General features: G+C 61.2%; 15 protein-coding genes. All 15 read left to right on the top strand.

What is annotated here, in order from left to right; all coding sequences use genetic code 11:
• Nucleotides 1–38: 38 nt before the first annotated feature.
• The 15 genes from gltB to Q1W70_RS08210 all read left to right on the top strand — a co-directional run bounded on the left by gltB (nucleotide 39) and on the right by Q1W70_RS08210 (nucleotide 18845).
• The gene (gene gltB, locus Q1W70_RS08280) at nucleotides 39–4484 is read left to right on the top strand and encodes a glutamate synthase large subunit (RefSeq protein WP_166592082.1); all 4446 of its coding nucleotides are present in this window, start codon (nucleotides 39–41) and stop codon (nucleotides 4482–4484) included.
• A 32-nt stretch (nucleotides 4485–4516) separates the two neighbouring features.
• A complete protein-coding gene (locus Q1W70_RS08275) occupies nucleotides 4517–5935 on the top strand; it encodes an FAD-dependent oxidoreductase (RefSeq protein WP_166592083.1) in 1419 nt (472 codons plus the stop codon).
• A gap of 247 nt (nucleotides 5936–6182) precedes the next feature.
• The gene (hemE, locus tag Q1W70_RS08270; RefSeq protein ID WP_166592084.1) at nucleotides 6183–7250 is read left to right on the top strand and encodes a uroporphyrinogen decarboxylase; all 1068 of its coding nucleotides are present in this window, start codon (nucleotides 6183–6185) and stop codon (nucleotides 7248–7250) included.
• Between the two features lie 502 nt (nucleotides 7251–7752).
• The gene (gene gbpA, locus Q1W70_RS08265; RefSeq protein WP_166592085.1) at nucleotides 7753–9219 is read left to right on the top strand and encodes an N-acetylglucosamine-binding protein GbpA; all 1467 of its coding nucleotides are present in this window, start codon (nucleotides 7753–7755) and stop codon (nucleotides 9217–9219) included.
• 221 nt (nucleotides 9220–9440) lie between these two features.
• Nucleotides 9441–9977, top strand: a complete 537-nt coding sequence (locus Q1W70_RS08260) for a type II secretion system protein N (RefSeq protein WP_166592086.1) — start codon at nucleotides 9441–9443, stop codon at nucleotides 9975–9977.
• Between the two features lie 3 nt (nucleotides 9978–9980).
• Entirely contained in the window at nucleotides 9981–11876 is a 1896-nt protein-coding gene (gspD, locus tag Q1W70_RS08255) for a type II secretion system secretin GspD (RefSeq protein ID WP_436799883.1), read from the top strand.
• A complete protein-coding gene (gene gspE / locus Q1W70_RS08250; protein WP_166592088.1) occupies nucleotides 11873–13348 on the top strand; it encodes a type II secretion system ATPase GspE in 1476 nt (491 codons plus the stop codon). The genes gspD and gspE overlap by 4 nt, the downstream gene beginning before the upstream one ends.
• Nucleotides 13349–13350: 2 nt before the next feature.
• Nucleotides 13351–14562, top strand: a complete 1212-nt coding sequence (gene gspF / locus Q1W70_RS08245; protein WP_166592089.1) for a type II secretion system inner membrane protein GspF — start codon at nucleotides 13351–13353, stop codon at nucleotides 14560–14562.
• A gap of 3 nt (nucleotides 14563–14565) precedes the next feature.
• The gene (gene gspG / locus Q1W70_RS08240; protein ID WP_166592090.1) at nucleotides 14566–15021 is read left to right on the top strand and encodes a type II secretion system major pseudopilin GspG; all 456 of its coding nucleotides are present in this window, start codon (nucleotides 14566–14568) and stop codon (nucleotides 15019–15021) included.
• Nucleotides 15022–15024: 3 nt separating this feature from the next.
• Nucleotides 15025–15492: a type II secretion system minor pseudopilin GspH gene (gene gspH / locus Q1W70_RS08235; RefSeq protein WP_166592091.1), complete on the top strand. Its 468-nt coding sequence runs from the start codon at nucleotides 15025–15027 to the stop codon at nucleotides 15490–15492.
• Entirely contained in the window at nucleotides 15485–15877 is a 393-nt protein-coding gene (gene gspI, locus Q1W70_RS08230; RefSeq protein WP_166592092.1) for a type II secretion system minor pseudopilin GspI, read from the top strand. Before gspH ends, gspI begins: the two co-directional genes overlap by 8 nt.
• The gene (locus Q1W70_RS08225) at nucleotides 15867–16418 is read left to right on the top strand and encodes a type II secretion system protein GspJ (protein WP_232534578.1); all 552 of its coding nucleotides are present in this window, start codon (nucleotides 15867–15869) and stop codon (nucleotides 16416–16418) included. The genes gspI and Q1W70_RS08225 overlap by 11 nt, the downstream gene beginning before the upstream one ends.
• Nucleotides 16415–17275 carry a type II secretion system protein GspK gene (locus tag Q1W70_RS08220; RefSeq protein WP_322740471.1) on the top strand — a complete coding sequence of 287 codons (861 nt, stop codon included), beginning with the start codon at nucleotides 16415–16417 and terminating at the stop codon, nucleotides 17273–17275. The genes Q1W70_RS08225 and Q1W70_RS08220 overlap by 4 nt, the downstream gene beginning before the upstream one ends.
• Entirely contained in the window at nucleotides 17275–18372 is a 1098-nt protein-coding gene (gene gspL, locus Q1W70_RS08215; RefSeq protein ID WP_166592094.1) for a type II secretion system protein GspL, read from the top strand. The genes Q1W70_RS08220 and gspL overlap by 1 nt, the downstream gene beginning before the upstream one ends.
• Nucleotides 18369–18845, top strand: a complete 477-nt coding sequence (locus Q1W70_RS08210) for a type II secretion system protein M (protein ID WP_166592095.1) — start codon at nucleotides 18369–18371, stop codon at nucleotides 18843–18845. Before gspL ends, Q1W70_RS08210 begins: the two co-directional genes overlap by 4 nt.
• The last annotated feature ends 122 nt before the right edge of the window (nucleotides 18846–18967 follow it).

Raw genomic sequence — 18967 nt, 5'->3', positions numbered from 1 at the left:
TTTGCCTCGTTAAGAGGCAGCCTGGTGAGAAAGTGTCTATGAAAGCAGGTCTGTACCAACCAGATGAATTCAAGGATAACTGCGGTTTCGGCCTGATAGCCCATATGCAGGGCGAACCCAGTCATACCCTTTTGCAAACGGCCATCGAGGCCCTGACCTGCATGACCCACCGCGGTGGGATCAACGCCGACGGCAAGACCGGTGACGGTTGCGGTCTGCTCATTCAAAAGCCGGACGTGTTCCTGCGGGCAATCGCCCAGGAAACCTTCGGTGTGGAACTGCCCAAGCAATATGCGGTGGGCATGGTGTTCTTCAACCAGGACCCGGTTAAAGCCGAGGCCGCGCGCGAGAACATGAACCGCGAGATACTCGCCGAAGGCCTGCAGTTGGTCGGCTGGCGCAAAGTGCCGATCGATACCAGCGTCCTTGGCCGCCTGGCCCTGGAGCGCCTGCCGCAGATCGAGCAGGTGTTCATCGCCGGTGATGGCCTGAGCGACCAGGACATGGCCATCAAGCTGTTCAGCTCCCGTCGTCGTTCGTCCGTGGCCAACGCCGCCGACACCGACCACTACATCTGCAGCTTTTCCCACAAGACCATCATTTACAAAGGCCTGATGATGCCGGCGGACCTCACCGCCTTCTATCCGGACCTGAGCGACCAGCGCCTGCAAACCGCGATCTGCGTGTTCCACCAGCGCTTCTCCACCAACACCCTGCCGAAATGGCCGCTGGCCCAACCGTTCCGCTTCCTGGCGCACAACGGCGAGATCAACACCATCACCGGCAACCGCAACTGGGCCGTGGCCCGTCGCACCAAGTTCAGCAACGACCTGATGGACCTGGAAGAGCTCGGCCCGCTGGTCAACCGCGTGGGTTCCGACTCCTCGAGCATGGACAACATGCTGGAGCTGATGGTCACCGGCGGCATCGACCTGTTCCGTGGCGTGCGGATGATCATTCCGCCAGCGTGGCAGAACGTCGAGACCATGGACCCGGACCTGCGTGCATTCTACGAGTACAACTCGATGCACATGGAGCCGTGGGACGGCCCGGCCGGCGTGGTCATGACCGACGGTCGCTACGCGGTGTGCCTGCTTGACCGTAACGGTCTGCGTCCGGCGCGCTGGGTGACCACCAAGAACGGCTTCATCACCCTGGCCTCGGAAATCGGCGTCTGGAACTACCAGCCAGAAGACGTGATCGCCAAGGGCCGCGTTGGCCCGGGCCAGATCTTTGCCGTGGACACCGAGACCGGCCAGATCCTCGACACCGATGCGATCGACAACCGCTTGAAGTCTCGTCATCCGTACAAGCAATGGCTGCGCAAGAATGCCCTGCGCATCCAGGCGACCATGGAAGACAACGACCACGGTTCGGCCTTCTACGACGTCGACCAGCTCAAGCAATACATGAAGATGTACCAGGTGACGTTCGAAGAGCGTGACCAGGTGCTGCGCCCACTGGGTGAGCAGGGCTACGAAGCCGTTGGCTCCATGGGCGACGATACGCCGATGGCCGTGCTGTCCCAGCGCGTGCGCACGCCGTACGACTATTTCCGCCAGCAGTTCGCCCAGGTGACCAACCCGCCGATCGACCCGCTGCGTGAAGCCATCGTCATGTCGCTGGAGATCTGCCTCGGTGCCGAGCGCAACATCTTCCAGGAGTCGCCGGAACACGCCTCGCGCGTGATCCTCAGCTCGCCGGTCATTTCCCCGGCCAAGTGGCGCTCGCTGATGAACCTCGATCGCCCGGGCTTCGAGCGCCAGGTCATCGACCTCAACTACGACGAGGCCATGGGCCTTGAAGCCGCGGTGCGCAATGTCGCCGACCAGGCTGAAGAAGCCGTGCGTGCCGGTCGCACCCAGATCGTGCTGAGTGACCGTCACATTGCCCCGGGCAAGTTGCCGATCCACGCTTCCCTGGCTACCGGCGCGGTGCACCACCGCCTGACCGAAAAAGGCCTGCGCTGCGACTCCAACATCCTGGTCGAGACCGCCACCGCGCGCGATCCGCACCACTTCGCGGTACTGATCGGCTTCGGCGCTTCGGCGGTCTATCCGTTCCTGGCCTACGAAGTGCTGGGCGACCTGATCCGCACCGGCGAAGTGCTGGGCGACCTCTATGAGGTGTTCAAGAACTACCGCAAAGGCATCACCAAGGGCCTGTTGAAGATCCTGTCGAAGATGGGCATCTCCACCATCGCGTCCTACCGTGGCGCCCAGTTGTTCGAAGCCATCGGCCTGTCCCAGGAAGTCTGCGACCTGAGCTTCCGTGGCGTACCGAGCCGCATCAAAGGCGCGCGTTTCGTCGACATCGAAGCCGAACAGAAGGCCCTGGCAGCCGAAGCCTGGAGCCCGCGCAAGCCGATCCAGCAGGGCGGCCTGCTGAAGTTCGTCCACGGTGGCGAATATCACGCCTACAACCCGGACGTGGTCAACACCCTGCAAGCCGCTGTGCAGCAGGGTGACTACAGCAAGTTCAAGGAATACACGGCGCTGGTAGACAACCGTCCGGTGTCGATGATCCGCGACCTGTTCAAGGTCAAGACCCTGGATACGCCGCTGGACATCAGCGAGATCGAACCGCTGGAATCGGTGCTCAAGCGCTTCGACTCCGCCGGTATCTCCCTCGGTGCCCTGTCGCCGGAAGCCCACGAAGCCCTGGCCGAAGCCATGAACCGCCTGGGTGCGCGTTCCAACTCCGGTGAAGGTGGTGAAGACCCGGCGCGCTACGGCACCATCAAGAGCTCGAAAATCAAGCAGGTCGCCACTGGCCGATTTGGCGTGACCCCGGAATACCTGGTCAACGCCGAAGTGCTGCAGATCAAAGTGGCCCAGGGCGCCAAGCCTGGCGAAGGTGGGCAACTGCCGGGCGGCAAGGTCAACGGCCTGATCGCCAAGCTGCGTTATGCGGTGCCGGGCGTGACCCTGATCTCGCCTCCGCCGCACCACGACATCTATTCCATCGAAGACTTGTCGCAGCTGATTTTCGACCTCAAGCAAGTCAACCCCAAGGCCCTGGTCTCGGTGAAACTGGTGGCAGAAGCGGGCGTCGGCACCATTGCCGCTGGTGTGGCCAAGGCCTATGCCGACCTGATCACCATCTCCGGCTACGATGGCGGCACCGGTGCTTCGCCGCTGACCTCGATCAAGTACGCCGGTGCGCCGTGGGAACTGGGCCTGGCGGAAACCCACCAGACCCTGCGCGGCAACGACCTGCGCGGCAAGGTACGGGTGCAGACCGACGGTGGCCTGAAAACCGGCCTCGACGTGATCAAGGCGGCCATCCTCGGCGCTGAAAGCTTCGGCTTCGGCACCGCACCGATGATCGCCCTGGGCTGCAAATACCTGCGCATCTGCCACCTGAACAACTGCGCCACCGGCGTGGCGACCCAGAACGAGAAGCTGCGCAAGGATCACTACATCGGTACCGTCGACATGGTGGTGAATTTCTTCACCTACGTCGCCGAAGAAACCCGCGAGTGGCTGGCCAAGCTGGGCGTGCGCTCTCTCGAAGAGCTGATCGGGCGTACCGATCTGCTGGAAATCCTCGAGGGCCAGACCGCCAAGCAGCAACACCTGGACCTGACGCCGTTGCTGGGCAGCGATCACATCCCGGCAGACAAGCCACAGTTCTGCCAGGTCGAGCGCAACCCGCCGTTCGACAAGGGCCTGCTGGCCGAGAAAATGGTCGACCTGGCCACCTCGGCCATCAATGACCTGAGCGGCGCCGAATTCGCCCTGGACATCTGCAACTGCGATCGCTCGATCGGTGCACGGATCTCCGGTGAAATCGCGCGCAAGCATGGTAATCAGGGCATGGCCAATGCACCGATCACCTTCCGCTTCAAAGGCACTGCCGGGCAGAGCTTTGGGGTATGGAACGCCGGTGGCCTGAACATGTACCTGGAAGGCGATGCCAACGACTACGTCGGCAAAGGCATGACCGGCGGCAAGCTGGTGATCGTTCCGCCCAAGGGCAGCCTCTACAAGACGCAGGACAGCGCCATTATCGGCAACACATGCCTGTACGGCGCCACGGGCGGCAAGCTGTTCGCCGCCGGTACCGCGGGCGAGCGATTTGCTGTGCGTAACTCCGGTGCCCACACCGTGGTCGAAGGCACTGGCGATCACTGCTGCGAATACATGACCGGTGGTTTCGTCTGCGTCCTGGGCAAGACCGGTTACAACTTCGGTTCAGGCATGACCGGCGGTTTCGCCTACGTGCTCGACCAGGACAACACCTTCGTTGACCGGGTCAACCATGAACTGGTGGAAATCCAGCGGATCAGCGGCGAGGCGATGGAAGCCTACCGTAGCCATTTGCAGCGTGTGCTGAACGAGTACGTCGAGGAAACCGACAGCGAGTGGGGTCGTGAACTCGCCGAGAACCTCGATGATTACGTGCGTCGTTTCTGGCTGGTCAAGCCCAAGGCTGCCAACCTGAAATCGTTGCTTTCCAGCACCCGTGCCAACCCGCAGTGATATGCGCCTGAAGAGTTTGATGAGGTTTTAACATGGCTGAACGTCTGAATAATGACTTCCAGTTCATCGAGGTCGGGCGCAAGGATCCGAAGAAGAAACTGTTGCGTCAACGCAAGAAAGAGTTCGTGGAAATCTACGAACCGTTCAAACCCCAGCAGTCGGCCGACCAGGCCCACCGCTGCCTGGGTTGCGGTAACCCGTATTGCGAATGGAAGTGCCCGGTGCACAACTTCATTCCCAACTGGCTCAAGCTGGTGGCCGAGGGCAACATCCTCGCCGCCGCCGAACTGTCGCACCAGACCAACACCCTGCCGGAAGTCTGCGGCCGGGTGTGCCCGCAAGACCGTCTGTGCGAGGGTGCCTGCACCCTCAACGACGGCTTCGGTGCGGTGACCATCGGTTCGGTGGAGAAGTACATCACCGACACCGCGTTCGCCATGGGCTGGCGCCCGGACATGTCCAAGGTCAAGCCGACCGGCAAACGTGTCGCGGTGATCGGTGCGGGCCCGGCGGGCCTGGGGTGTGCCGACGTGCTGGTGCGCGGCGGGGTGACCCCGGTGGTGTTCGACAAGAACCCGGAAATCGGCGGTCTGCTGACCTTCGGTATCCCCGAGTTCAAGCTGGAAAAGACCGTGCTGAGCAATCGCCGCGAAGTCTTCACCGGCATGGGCATCGAGTTCCGCCTCAACACCGAGGTGGGCAAGGATGTGACCATCGAGCAACTGCTCGCCGAATACGATGCCGTGTTCATGGGCATGGGCACCTACACCTACATGAAGGGCGGTTTTGCCGGCGAGGACCTGCCGGGCGTCTACGACGCACTGGACTTCCTGATTGCCAACGTCAATCGCAACCTGGGCTTTGAAAAGTCGCCGGAAGATTTCGTCGACATGAAAGGCAAGAAGGTTGTGGTGCTGGGCGGCGGCGACACGGCCATGGACTGCAACCGCACCTCGATTCGCCAGGGCGCCAAGTCGGTGACCTGTGCCTATCGTCGTGACGAAGCGAACATGCCGGGCTCGCGCAAAGAGGTGAAGAACGCCAAGGAAGAAGGGGTGAAATTCCTCTACAACCGCCAGCCGATCGCCATTGTCGGCGAAGACCGGGTCGAAGGCGTGAAGGTGGTCGAGACCCGTCTCGGCGAGCCGGACGCCCGTGGCCGTCGCAGCCCCGAGCCGATTCCGGGTTCCGAAGAGATCATCCCGGCCGACGCCGTGGTCATCGCTTTTGGTTTCCGTCCAAGCCCGGCCGCCTGGTTCGAGCAGTTCGACATCCAGACCGACAGCCAGGGCCGCGTCGTGGCCCCGGAACAAGGCAAGTTCAAACACCAGACCAGCAACCCGAAGATCTTCGCCGGTGGCGACATGGTGCGCGGTTCCGACCTGGTGGTGACGGCGATCTTCGAAGGCCGCAATGCCGCTGAAGGGATCCTGGATTACCTGGGCGTCTAAGCTGCGTTAGAAACAGCACTGCAATACCTGTGGGAGCTGGCTTGCCAGCGATAGCATCACCTCGGTCTACCTGACCAACCGAGGTGTCTGCATCGCCGGCAAGCCAGCTCCCACAGTGTTTTGTATTGTTGCGAAAACCGTGTTCCAACCGCGACAAATTGACCCGATAGACAAAAGGCTGACCTGCATCCGTGCCTTTTGTGCTCGGCTCTGAGAAAATGCCCGCACTTTTTTTCCGGATGCCGACATGACTGCCCTGAAGAACGACCGTTTCCTTCGTGCCCTGCTCAAGCAACCCGTAGACGTCACGCCCGTGTGGATGATGCGTCAGGCCGGTCGCTACCTGCCTGAATACCGTGCCAGCCGCGCCAAGGCCGGCGACTTCATGAGCCTGTGCATGAACCCGGAGTTCGCTTGCGAAGTCACCATGCAGCCGCTCGATCGCTACCCGCAGCTGGATGCGGCGATCCTGTTCTCCGACATCCTGACCATTCCCGATGCCATGGGCCAGGGCCTGTACTTCGAAACCGGCGAAGGTCCGCGCTTCAAGAAAGTCGTCAGCACCCTGGCCGACATCGAAGCCCTGCCGATTCCTGATCCGCACAAAGACCTCGGCTACGTGATGGACGCGGTCAGCACCATCCGCCGCGAGCTCAACGGCCGCGTGCCGCTGATCGGCTTTGCCGGCAGCCCATGGACCCTGGCGACCTACATGGTTGAAGGCGGCTCGTCGAAAGACTACCGCAAGACCAAAACCATGCTCTATGACAACCCGCAAGCCCTGCACCTGCTGCTGGACAAGCTCGCACAGACAGTCACCAGCTACCTCAACGGCCAGATCATGGCCGGCGCGCAAGCGGTGCAGATCTTCGACAGCTGGGGCGGCGCCCTCTCGGCGGCGGCGTACCAGGAATTCTCCCTGGCCTACATGCGCAAGATCGTCAGCGGCCTGATCCGTGAGCACGAAGGCCGTAAAGTGCCGGTGATCCTGTTCACCAAGAGCGGCGGCCTGTGGCTGGAAAGCATCGCCGACAGTGGCGCTGATGCATTGGGCCTGGACTGGACCTGCGACATCGGCAGCGCCCGTGACCGCGTCGGCAGCAAGGTAGCCCTGCAAGGCAACATGGACCCGACCGTGCTGTACGCCAAGCCTGAAGCCATTCGCAGCGAAGTCGGGCGGATCCTCGCCAGCTACGGCAAAGGCAGCGGCCACGTGTTCAACCTCGGCCACGGCATCACCCCGGAAGTCGATCCGGAACACGCCGGTGCCTTCCTGCGTGCGGTGCACGAGTTGTCGGCGCAGTATCACGAGTGATCGTGACCCGATAAAAAACGCCCGGCAAATGCCGGGCGTTTTTGTATGCGTGTGGGCACCTTGGGTGACGCTGTAAATAGCGGCCCTGTTGGCGAGCCAGGCAGTGGGGGGCAGACTTGCTCTTTGCGGGCAAACCAGGGTTTGCAACGTTTGTTTCGCAGACGTTGTCTGTAGAACAAGGTTGGGCGATTGTAAGAAAAAGTTGCGTGACTTGTCTGATAAATAGCACCGATGACATTTCTCATGCTGTATAGGATTTATCCTACATAGAACCAGTGAGTTAATCGGTAGAGTGCGGCGCTCTCGTAATCTGGTCGCCGCAGCGTTGTGAACTTGATGTGCAGCGCTTAAATAAGTTTTGTTATTTGGTGCGGTTTGGCCAGCGTTTTCTTGCGGGGTTAAAAAGGTGCTGAAGTTGTCGCGCTCGGGAAATAACCGATTGCGTTGCGCAATATTGGGCGCTTCGCGAGTAAGTATAAATAACCAGTCTGGAACTAATAATATGAAACTAACTGTTTCTAGCCGCGGGATACTGGCGGGTTGCACATCCTCGATGACATTGATGGCAGCCATGCTGGCCTCACCCGGTGTGGCAGCCCATGGCTTTTTGAATGACCCACCTTCGCGAGCTTTTCTCTGCCAAAAAGGCTTGAACAAAGACTGTGGCGGCGCCCAGTACGAACCTCAAAGTGTCGGCGAGACCTTCAAGGGTTTCCCGGCCGGCGTCGGCGGCGCACCGCTGCAAGGCCCGGTAGACGGCAAGATCGCCAGTGGTGGTCATACCCTGTTTTCCGCCGTGGATGCGCAGACCGCCACACGTTGGCACCTGACTGAAATCAACGACCGCAACATCGATTTCGCCTGGACATACACCGCAGCGCACCCGGCGACCAAGCACGAATACTTCATTACCAAAAATGGCTGGAATCCGAACGAGCCACTCGCACGCGCCTCTTTTGACAGCGCGCCATTTTGCTATGTCGACGGCGGTAATGTTCTGCCCATTTCCGGAGCCAAGCACTCTTGCGTGATCCCCAATGACAAGAGCGGGCAGCATGTAATTCTCGGTATCTGGACCGTCGGCGACACTGATGCCGCCTTCTACAACGTCGCCGACGTCAACGTCCTGGCCGAGGCAGCGTTGCCGGGTGGATGGAACCATGTCGGTAACATAACCCCTGCCAGCACCCTGTTGCCGGGTGACAAGGTCAAGGCGCGCGCCTTCACTGCCAACGGTGAAAGTCCGTCGCACAGCGTCGAAATCGGCATCGCCTCGGCTGACGCCGGCAAGCCCGAGAAATGGTCGTTTGCACTGGCCGAGCAGATCAACAAGAGCCAGAAACTGGTGCGAGCCGGTGTCCGTGACGAAGCAGGCAACATCGTACCAATCGAAGGCGAAAACAAGCTGTACGCACAAAAGGATAGCGGTGTAACCCGCTACGAAGTGCAGTTGAACATGCAGGAAGATGCGGCGGCACGTCTGATGGTCGCGTCACTGCAACCTGAATATGTACTGGACAAAGGTCAGGCCAAGGTTGATTTCGGGGTTATCGCTAACCGCACGATGAACATTGAGGCCACGTTGTTTGACCAAAACAACAAGTCGGTCGGCTCCACTGCGGTGCAGATGGACAGCGGCACGACAATGCAGTCCATAGATATTCGCAGTATCCCTGGCACGCACACTCTGACACTGGTGGGTACTACCCTGGATGGTCGGACCACTCGCCAGGACAATCGCACGGTCAATGTGACGGGTGAAGGTGGTGCGCATGAGTACGACTTCGAGTTCCCGAACAACATCGGTGAATACACCGCTGGGACCACTGTCCTGCAACCAAAGACTGGCAATGTCTATGAGTGCAAGCCGTTCCCTTATTCGGGTTACTGCAAGCAGTACAGCCCTGCGGCGAATGGCTATGAACCAGGAGTTGGCGCTCACTGGCATATGGCCTGGGATCAGAAGTAAGTTTAAGTAACAACTCTTCGGGTAGTCCGCTGCAGCGGGCCGTCCGAAGAGGTAGTTTTTATTTTAAGAGAGCAACAGTTTTATTGCGGTGAAGGCCTGGCGAGTACGGACTCGCAAGATGTACAAGCAGGTTTTCAGCGTTTTTTTTGTGGGTCAATGAACTTCATATTTCGTTACTTGGCATGTCGTTGCCGGTAATGGACTGGGCAGGGTGATTTTATATGTCACTGGCGGTCTTTATCTCACGCTGGCCGGAGTTGCTTGCAAGTGTCTTGTGGATCTTGCCATTGGGTTACGGAGTTTATCTGTTCGATAACGAAGTCCGGACGCGCGACCATCTGCTGGCGCGGTCCGTCCTGCCAGCCGCGCCCGCGCAGCAAGCGCTACCGGCCATCGAGTTCAACCCCGAAGCCATCGCTACGGTACTGGGCCTGGCGGAACACGCCGCCAATGTGCGCAGCGCCGAACCTTTGACGTTACGCGCCAGCTTTGTCTCCAGCGCCGGCATTTCGCGGGCGTTGTTGGCGGGGGCTGACGGCGAACGCTTGTATCAGGTGGGCGAAAGTTTGCCAGGCGGCAGTGTGTTGCGTCGGGTAGAGGTCTCAAGAGTGGTGTTGTGGCGCAAGGGACGCGAGGAAGTGCTGACCCTGCAACCGGCCATTGAGCTTCGCGTGTTGACGCTCAACCCGACAACCCCAAGACCTGCGCCACCCCTTCTTCATCTTCGGCCAAGTGCTGATCTACCTCCGAGTCCCTGAATGATGTTTTCAATGCAAGTTGGCGCCGTCCGCGCACGGCTGCGTGTCCTGGCGCTCGCGACGCTGTTGATCCCGAGTCTGGGGGCGGCCGAAGAGGAGCGCTGGCAGCTGGCGATGAACAATGCGCTGCTGCGGGATATCGTCGAAGAAATGTCGGTGATTCTCGGCACGACGGTGATCCTCGATCCCAAGGTAGAAGGCCGGGTCACCGTGATGTCCCGGCAGGCACTGGACCGTGAAGGGGTGCGACGGTTGTTCTATTCAGTGCTGGATGCGCACAACTTCACCGTGATCGATCAAGGAGACCGCATTCTCATCACGCCGGTGACAGAGGCCAAGACCCGAGCCAGTCAGGGCGATTCGAAAGCAGTGGGTGACGGACAGTTTGTCACCGAAGTCATTGCCCTGGGCGCCAGCACGGCCGCCGATCTGGCGGGGCTGGTTCGACCGTTGGTCTCGGTCAACGGTTATGTAGGCCCCTCGGTTTCTGCCAACGCGCTGGTAGTGACTGACACCGCCAGCAATGTCCGGCGGGTCGGGCAGGTGGTGCGCCAACTCGACTCTGGAGTGCGCAACGCCCACAGCCTCGTGACGTTACGCCACGGTCTGGCGGGTGAGATCGCCAGTGTGCTGGAGGCTTCGCTGGGCAAGTCCGGTGCCGATGCTGGCAGCCTGGTGATTGCGGACAATAGGGCCAACCGGCTGGTGGTCGTTGGGCCGGAGTCAGTGCGCAAGCGCCTGGTCCAGTTGGCGCAGTCACTGGATGTCCCTGCGACCACCAAGCTCGACAGTGCCCGGGTCATTCGCTTGCACCACAGTGACGCCAAGCAACTGGCTGAAGTCCTGGATGCCCTGGGCCAAGGATTCAACACTCAAGACGGCAACAAAAACACCAAGGATTCGTCATCGGCCAGGCCGGTCATGGTCAAGGCCGACGAGCGTCAGAATGCCCTGGTGATATTTGCCGATCCCAGTCAACTGCGTACCTTGGAAACCATCGTCCGCGAATTGGACCAGCCCCGTGCGCAGGTGCTGATTCACGCCGCTATTGTCGAGATCACCGGTGATATCGTCGAGGCGCTGGGTGTGCAGTGGGGCCTGGACACTGGGAATGCCAAAGGCCTCATCAACTTCCCGGGTACCGGTGTGCCGGTACTGGGAGGGTTGAATTTCAATGACAAGAATCCTGCTCCCGAGGGTTCGTTTTTGCGTCTCGGTGGCGGCAGTTTCAGCGCGCTGATTTCGGCCCTGGCGAGTAACAGCCGCAGCAACCTGTTGTCGACACCGAGTCTGCTGACCCTGGATAACCAGGAGGCGGAAATCATCGTTGGCCAGAACGTCCCGTTCAAGACCGGTTCCTACACCACCAACAGCAACGGCGCGGATAACCCGTTCACCACGGTCGAGCGCAAGGATGTGGGAATCAGCCTGAAAATCCGTCCGCACATCAACGAGGGTTCGCTGCTGCGTCTGGAAGTCGAGCAGGAGATCTCGGACATCGCACCCTCGGTGTCCGGTGTCGATTCGTCGGACCTGATCACCAACAAGCGCGCGCTCAAAAGCACCATCCTGGCCAATGATGGCGAGATCATCGTGATCGGTGGCCTGATCAAGGACAGCGTGCGGAGCCAGGAAAGCGGGGTGCCAGGATTGCGCAGCATCCCTTACCTGGGCGCGTTGTTCCGCTGGACCAAAGACACTCAGACCAAAAGTAACCTGATGGTGTTCCTGCGTCCGACCATCCTGCGTAGCCGGCAGGATATCGCCGAGATCAGTGAGGACCGCTACAAGGCCCTGCGTGAACTGAGTCAGCCCACGGACCGACAGAACAACTCGTTGTTATTGCCGAATGATCCGCATCAGCTGTTTGACCACAAACCTGAGCGCTCGACACCATGACCCGACAGCCGGAGCACGGCGAGCAACTGCCGTTCGGCTTCGCCCGGCGTTCCGGGGTGTTGGTGGACGGTGCTGGCGAGACATTGAGCCTGTCGATTCGTGCCGACACGCCACTGACCGCGCTGGCAGAAGTGCGGCGGGCCATCGGCCGTCATCTGCCGTTGCAGGTGCTTGAGCCCGCGGAGTTCGCCACACGCCTGGCCAACACTTATCGCGAGGGGCAAAGCGCCGCCGAACAGGTCGCGCTGGGTCTGGACGACGAGTTGGACCTGTTGAGCCTGGCAGACCAGCTTCCTCAGACCGCCGACCTGCTTGAGCAGGAGGGGGACGCGCCAATCATCCGTCTGATCAACGCATTACTGAGTGAAGCCGTGCGTGAGAAGGCCTCGGATGTTCACCTGGAAACCTTCGAACAGTACCTGTCGGTGCGCTTGCGGGTGGACGGGCAATTGCGTGAAGTGCTCAAGCCGCGACGCGAGCTGGCCAATTTGCTGGTGTCGCGGATCAAGGTGATGGCGCGCCTCGATATCGCCGAAAAGCGCGTGCCCCAGGATGGCCGCATGGCCTTGCGCCTGGCCGGGCACGAGGTGGATGTGCGGGTCTCGACGCTGCCATCGGCCCATGGCGAGCGTGTGGTGCTTCGCCTGCTCGATAAACAGGCCGGACGGCTCGATTTAAGGTGCCTTGGCATGCCACCCGAAACACTGACGCACTTCGCCCGGATTCTCTCCAGGCCCCACGGGATTTTCCTGGTGACCGGACCCACCGGCTCAGGCAAGACCACCAGCCTCTACGCCGCTCTTTCCAGCCTCAACGACCAGACGCGCAACATTCTCACGGTGGAAGACCCCATTGAGTACCACTTGCCGGGGATCGGTCAGACACCGGTCAATCCTAAGGTGGAAATGACCTTTGCCCGGGGGCTGCGGGCGATTCTGCGTCAGGACCCGGACGTGGTGATGGTCGGTGAGATTCGTGACCGGGAAACTGCCGAGATCGCCGTGCAGGCCTCGTTGACCGGCCATCTGGTGTTGTCGACGCTGCACACCAATAGTGCGGTCGGTGCCGTCACCCGCTTGCTGGACATGGGCGTCGATGCCTACCTGTTGGCGTCATCACTGGTCGGTGTGCTCGCCCAGCGCCTGCTGCGCACCCTGTGCACCCACTGCAAGGAGCCGTACCTGGCCGACGCCATGGAGTGCCAGCGGCTGGGCGTCGAGGCACCGGCGCGCGTGTTCAAGGCTCGTGGGTGCGCCCACTGCCAGCAAGGCTATCGCGGTCGGACCGGTGTGTATGAATTGGTCAGCATGACGCCGGCGCTATCGGCACTGATCCATCAGGGCGCCAGTGAGCAGGACCTGGCTCAGGAAGCACGCAGGCACTCACCAAGCCTGTTCCAGGACGGGCAACGGTTGGTACTTGAAGGGTTGACCAGCCTCGATGAGCTCTTGCGCGTCAGCCGGGAGGATTAGGCGTGCCGGGATTCGACTACCGTGCCCAGGACTGCAATGGCCGTTCATGCCGGGGCGTTCAGGAAGCTGACAGCCCCAGGCACGCCCGTCAATTGCTGCGCGAGCGCGGGTTGTTGCCAAGCCATGTGGGGCCGGCAAAGCACCAGGGGACGCGCGCCCGCGGATTTGCCCACGGCACCTCATTGGCCGCTGGCGAACTGGCGTTGCTGACGTTGCAGTTATCCACGCTGATCCAGGCCGGCTTGCCGCTGGAGGAGTCCTTGCGTGCGGTTGCCGCACAGAGCGAAAAGCGTCGGATCAGTGCGTTGTTGTCGGCGGTGCGCACGCAGGTCATGGAAGGGCACGCGCTCGCGACCGCTCTGGGTGGATTTCCCCGGGCCTTTCCCGAGTTGTATCGCGCCACTGTCGCGGCGGGCGAGCGCTCCGGGCATCTGGGTTTTGTACTGGAACAACTGGCGGCCTACACCGAGGCTCGCCATGCGTCCCGTCAGCGCATCCAACTGGCATTGGTGTACCCAATGATCCTGATGGTCTCTTCGCTGGCCATCGTCGGTTTTCTACTGGGTTACGTAGTGCCGGATGTTGTGAAGATTTTTGTCGACAGTGGTCAGCCATTACCTCTGCTGACCCGAGGGATGATCCTGCTCAGTGACGGCCTGCGCGACCATGGCCTGCTTTTGCTGGGGCTGCTGGCGATACTCGGGTTACTGGCGCGCTGGGCCTTGCTTCAGCCCTCCCTGCGCCTGCGCGGGCACGCATTGGTATTGCGCCTGCCCTTGCTGGGGAAGGTGCTGCGAACCATGGAGGCTGCACGATTTGCCAGCACTTTGGCGATCCTCGGCAAAAGTGCAGTACCGCTGGTTGATGCCTTGGACATTGCCGCGGCCGTGATCGGCAACCTGACCATCCGCGCACGCATGCACGACGTCGCCCGCGCCGTGACCGAGGGCGGCACCCTGACCCGTGCCTTGGAGCAAAGCGGTGATATCCCTCCGATGATGCTGCACATGATCGCCAGTGGCGAACGCGCTGGAGAGCTTGACAGCATGCTGGCGCGCGCTGCCGAGCAGCAGGAAAAGACACTCGCGGCACGCATCGGCCTGGTCGTGAGCTTGTTCGAGCCCGTGATGCTGGTGCTGATGGGTGGCGTCGTGCTGCTAATCGTCATGGCCATTTTGTTACCCATTCTCAGTCTGAACCAATTGGTGAGTTGATCAATGAACCCTGTCCCCCATTCAAATCCCCGCGCGCAGCGCGGCTTTACCTTGATCGAAATCATGGTGGTGGTTGTCATCATTGGTGTGCTCGGTGCGATCGTCGTGCCACAGTTCATGAGTCGTCCCGACCAGGCCAAAGTCACGGCGGCCCGGATCGATATCCAGGCGATCACCACGAGCCTGGAAATGTACCGGCTGGACAACTTCAGCTATCCCTCCACCCAGCAAGGGTTGGAGGCGTTGGTCAAGTATCCGCAAGGCGCGCCGGTGCCACGAAACTGGAACGCGCAGGGTTATCTCAAAAGTATCCCGGTGGACCCTTGGGGGACGCCGTACCAGTACCTCAACCCGGGTGTTCACTCGGCGGATGGCAGTTATGACCTGTACTCCCTGGGGGCGGATGGGTTGCCCGGTGGTGAAGGGAATGCGGCGGACATCGGCAACTGGGGGCATTGACGGATGCGCCAGGCATGCCGGGGTTTTACCCTGCTCGAACTGATGGTGGTCATGGTGCTGGTGGGCGTGCTGCTGGGCATGGTTGGGCTGGCCACCGGTAGTACCCCCGCGCGCTTGGCCCGACAGGAGGCCAACACACTGATCCAGGTGCTGCACACGCTGCGTCAGCAGGCGGTGTTGGAAGGGCGTGAGTTCGGTCTGCGCCTGGCGCCTGACAGCTATCAGGTGCTTAGCCTCGAGGGACAGGGCTGGCGCCCGGTTGGAAGTGTCTATCGTTTGCCCCAGGGATTTGAGCTGCACCTGGAGCTGCCAGGACAGATTCCGAGCTTGAGCACTGCCGGGGAACAGCCGCAATTGTTGCTGCTCAGCAGCGATGAAAGCACAGCCTTCACCTTGCACCTGCGGGCCGATAAGCGATCGCTGATCAGCTTGTCTAGCGATGGCTTGAACGAGGCGGTGCTGGATGAGTAAGCGCAAGCCTCGCCCGACGCGCCGAAAACACCGTGGCTTTACCTTGCTGGAGATCATGATCGCCCTGGTGGTGTTTGCCACGCTGGCGGCTGCCGTCATTGCCGCCGGGCAATATGCGCTCAAACAAAACGCTCGGCTGGAGGAGCAGTTGTGTGGCGTTTGGCTGGTGGACAACCATCTGAGCGAATTGCAGGTGGGGGCTGTACCGGCCACTGCGCGCGAGCATGTGAGGCGGCACTTCGACCGGCGTGAGTGGCGTTTGGATCAGGTCGTCAGGCCCGCGATCGATTCCGGATTGCTCGAGGTCGAGGTCAGCGTCAGCCGGGCCGACAACAACCGCGTGGTGCATCGTGCCACTGGCTGGATCGATGCCCGTGACCACTAGGCAGCAGGGCTTCACCTTGCTTGAGCTGGTGATCGCCATGGCGATTTTCGCCGTGCTGGGGTTGGCCAGTTGGCGCTTGTTCGATGGCGTGGTCCGTGCCGAGCGCAGCGGTGCAAACCATGAGCAGTACATGCGCACCTTGCTCCGGGCCGTCGCGGTGATCGAGCGGGATGTGTTGCAGGTGACTGTGCATCCGCTGGTGCTTGAGCAAGGCGTTTTGCAGTTGCAACGCGGTAACTGGCGCAACCCGTTGGATCAGCCGCGTAGCGAGCTGCAGAACGTCACCTATCGCCTCGACCAAGGCACGTTGTGGCGCGAAAGTCTGGGTGTGGAACACCCTGTCGCGCAGCGCCAGAAGCTGTTGGACGACGTGCTTGAACTGCGTTGGCGGCTCTACGATGGCAAGCTCGGCTGGCGCAGTGACTGGCCGGCCGCTGCGGGACAACCGGTGGATCGGCCACAGGCGCTGGAGCTGACCTTCTCGACGGCGCGTTTCGAGCAGATTCGCCGGGTCCTGCTACTACCGGGGAGCGCATCGTGAGTCGGCAACAGGGCGTGGCATTGATCAGCGTGCTGCTGGTCATGAGCCTGGCGCTGCTGCTCACCAGTGCGATGTTGCGTAACCACCGGCTAGTGGTCAAAAGCACCGCGCAACAGCTGTACCAGGTGCAGTTGCGTCAGGCCGGGTTTGCCGCAGAACGCTGGGCGTTGCAGCGCTTGCGCAGCGCCGACCTGCAGGCGTCGCCTGACGTCAATCTGGCGCAGGACTGGGCAAAGGCGCAACCGTCCCTTGAGTTCGACGGTGGCACGCTGCATATCCGTATCGAAGACCTGGCAGCACGTTTCAACCTGACGTCGCTGATCAGCACGAACAAAGTCGACGACTTGATGCTATCGCGCTGGATGCGCCTGCTGGCCCAACTGAATATCCACAATCAGCACCTGGAAAACCTTGCGCAGGCCGGTCTCGCCGGCTTGACCGACCTCAGTCAGTTGCGGGCGCTAGCCGGTGTCGAGGCCGATGAGCTGCGCCATTTGCAGCCGATGATTGCACTGCTGCCCAAGAACGCGAGCCTGAATATCAATACGGCCTCGATGCAGCAACTAATGACCCTTGCCGACATCAACGACGCGACGGCCCGCACATTGGTGCAGCAGCGTCCTGTGGACGGTTATCGCTCGGTCCAGGCGTTCGTCGAAGACCCTTTGCTTGCGGGGCTTGAGCTGGGCAGCCATGGTCTGGGGCTGGGCAGTCGCTGGTTCCTCATCACCGTAGACGTTGCTTTCGGATCCGCTCGATTGCGCCTGGTCAGCGAGGTTGAACTCGATGCCAAAACCCGGCAGGCGAGTGTCCTGCAACGACGTTTTTTGAACCCACTGACAAGCGAGTCCTCGTGATGACCTCCTGGCTTTACCTCAGCGCCGAAGGCCTGTCTGAACCCTCGGCACAATGGCCCTGCTGCCTGGTCACGGAATCGGGTGAACAACTGGCGCTGACGCTGGCCGAAGCCGCCCCCAAGTTGCAGGGGCAGGCGGTCGGCCTGGTGTTGCCGATGGAAATGTGTGGCTGGCTGCAGACCGAAACGTGGCCCTCACGTCGCCGCCCCGATGTGCGGACCGTTGCCTACTCCATCGAAGAACAACTGTGCGAAGACCTCGAGACCCTGCACCTGTGTTTAGCGCCCCGTGACCGGCTGGGGCGCTACGGGCTGTGGGTGGTCAATCGGCAGCGCTTTGCACAGGTATTGGCGTTGATGCCCCCGCTGGGGATCACCCTGGCTTTGGTACAGGTCGATGCCGACCGCTTACCCAATGACCAGGCCTATGGCGTGTGGTGGCTGGGCCGCTGGCTCATCGGTGGTGCGGTGCCCGCGCGGCTTGCACTGTCGGCGCCTGAATTGGCGCTGCTCAGGCCGCGGTTGCCCGAAATCACCTGCTGGCTCGAGGACGGTTATCCGGCGCTGCATGGGCAGGGCACGCAGAGACAGCCGATCAACCTGTTGCAAGGCGAGTTTGCGCGCCGGCATCGGCGGTTTCCCTGGGCCGCGGCGGGATTCTCGAGCCTGATGATGTTCACCTTGGCGTGGGGTTTCATGCAGGCACGCAGTAGCTTTCTCGAAGCTCAGGCCCAGCGTTTGTACGCCGTGAGCGAGCAACGTTTCAGGGACCTGTACCCACAACAAACACGCATCGTCGACCTGTCCGCCCAGCTCAAGGTCCTGCAAAAGCACAGCCGTGCGGACACACAGGACACTCAGGTTGCGCGCCTGTTGAAACTGACCCAGCAGGTCATCGGCGCCAGCAGCGTGGATGTGCAGCGCATTGAGTACCGCCTCACGGAAGGCTGGAAGCTGCAACTCACCGCAGACAGTTTTGCTCAGTTGGAGCAACTGCGCGAGCGGGGGCAGAACAGTCAGTTACCGATCAGGCTGAGCGGCGCGAGCAAGGTGCGCGAGGGGGTCCAGGCACTGCTGACCCTGGAGCATCAGCCATGAACGTGCGGATACCCAAATTACCGGCGGCGGTTTTATCGATCTGGCAACGGTTGGCGCCCCGCGACCGACAGGCCGTGAGTGCGCTGGGGTTGGTATTACTGGCGGTGCTGGTTTTCGTCGGATTGTGGCAACCGGCCCAGGCGCGATTGGCGATAGCCGAACGGGTGTACCAGCAGCGGTTGGTGCTGGCCGCCGAGGTCAGCCGTGCCCAGGCCCCCAATGTCCGGGGCCATGACACGCAGCCCCTGGCGGTGCGCCTCAGCGAGCGGGCCGTTGCCGATGGCCTCGACCTGCATCAACTGGATGTGCAGGAAGATGTTTTGCGCCTGACCTTGAGTGGTGATGCGCGAACGCTATTGAGCTGGATTCACCACACCGAACTGGAGGGAGGCTTGGTGCAGTCGCTGACACTGGATAAACGCGATAAGCGGCTGGAAGCTCAACTGCGGATACAAGCAGCGCCTGATCTGTAGGCAGATGCTTGCTGGCGAATGGGGCCTGGGCCGTATCAGACATTGCGCTTTCGCAGGCAAGCCAGTGCCTGCGCGCAGATTAAGTTTCAATTCAGCGAGCCTGTATACGCTGGGTCCATCGA

This window comes from Pseudomonas kielensis, from assembly GCF_030505375.1.
GTDB lineage: Bacteria > Pseudomonadota > Gammaproteobacteria > Pseudomonadales > Pseudomonadaceae > Aquipseudomonas > Aquipseudomonas kielensis.
The sequence above is the reverse complement of the archived record's forward strand: the minus strand, read 5'-3'. Positions and strand labels throughout refer to the sequence as shown.

Bases quoted from the DNA above. Each gene is read 5' to 3' on its own strand.
- gltB (WP_166592082.1), top strand. From the start codon at position 39: ATGAAAGCAGGTCTGTACCAACCAGATGAATTCAAGGATAACTGCGGT.
- Q1W70_RS08275 (WP_166592083.1), top strand. From the start codon at position 4,517: ATGGCTGAACGTCTGAATAATGACTTCCAGTTCATCGAGGTCGGGCGC.
- hemE (WP_166592084.1), top strand. From the start codon at position 6,183: ATGACTGCCCTGAAGAACGACCGTTTCCTTCGTGCCCTGCTCAAGCAA.
- gbpA (WP_166592085.1), top strand. From the start codon at position 7,753: ATGAAACTAACTGTTTCTAGCCGCGGGATACTGGCGGGTTGCACATCC.
- Q1W70_RS08260 (WP_166592086.1), top strand. From the start codon at position 9,441: ATGTCACTGGCGGTCTTTATCTCACGCTGGCCGGAGTTGCTTGCAAGT.
- gspD (WP_436799883.1), top strand. From the start codon at position 9,981: ATGTTTTCAATGCAAGTTGGCGCCGTCCGCGCACGGCTGCGTGTCCTG.
- gspE (WP_166592088.1), top strand. From the start codon at position 11,873: ATGACCCGACAGCCGGAGCACGGCGAGCAACTGCCGTTCGGCTTCGCC.
- gspG (WP_166592090.1), top strand. From the start codon at position 14,566: ATGAACCCTGTCCCCCATTCAAATCCCCGCGCGCAGCGCGGCTTTACC.
- gspH (WP_166592091.1), top strand. From the start codon at position 15,025: ATGCGCCAGGCATGCCGGGGTTTTACCCTGCTCGAACTGATGGTGGTC.
- gspI (WP_166592092.1), top strand. From the start codon at position 15,485: ATGAGTAAGCGCAAGCCTCGCCCGACGCGCCGAAAACACCGTGGCTTT.
- gspL (WP_166592094.1), top strand. From the start codon at position 17,275: ATGACCTCCTGGCTTTACCTCAGCGCCGAAGGCCTGTCTGAACCCTCG.
- Q1W70_RS08210 (WP_166592095.1), top strand. From the start codon at position 18,369: ATGAACGTGCGGATACCCAAATTACCGGCGGCGGTTTTATCGATCTGG.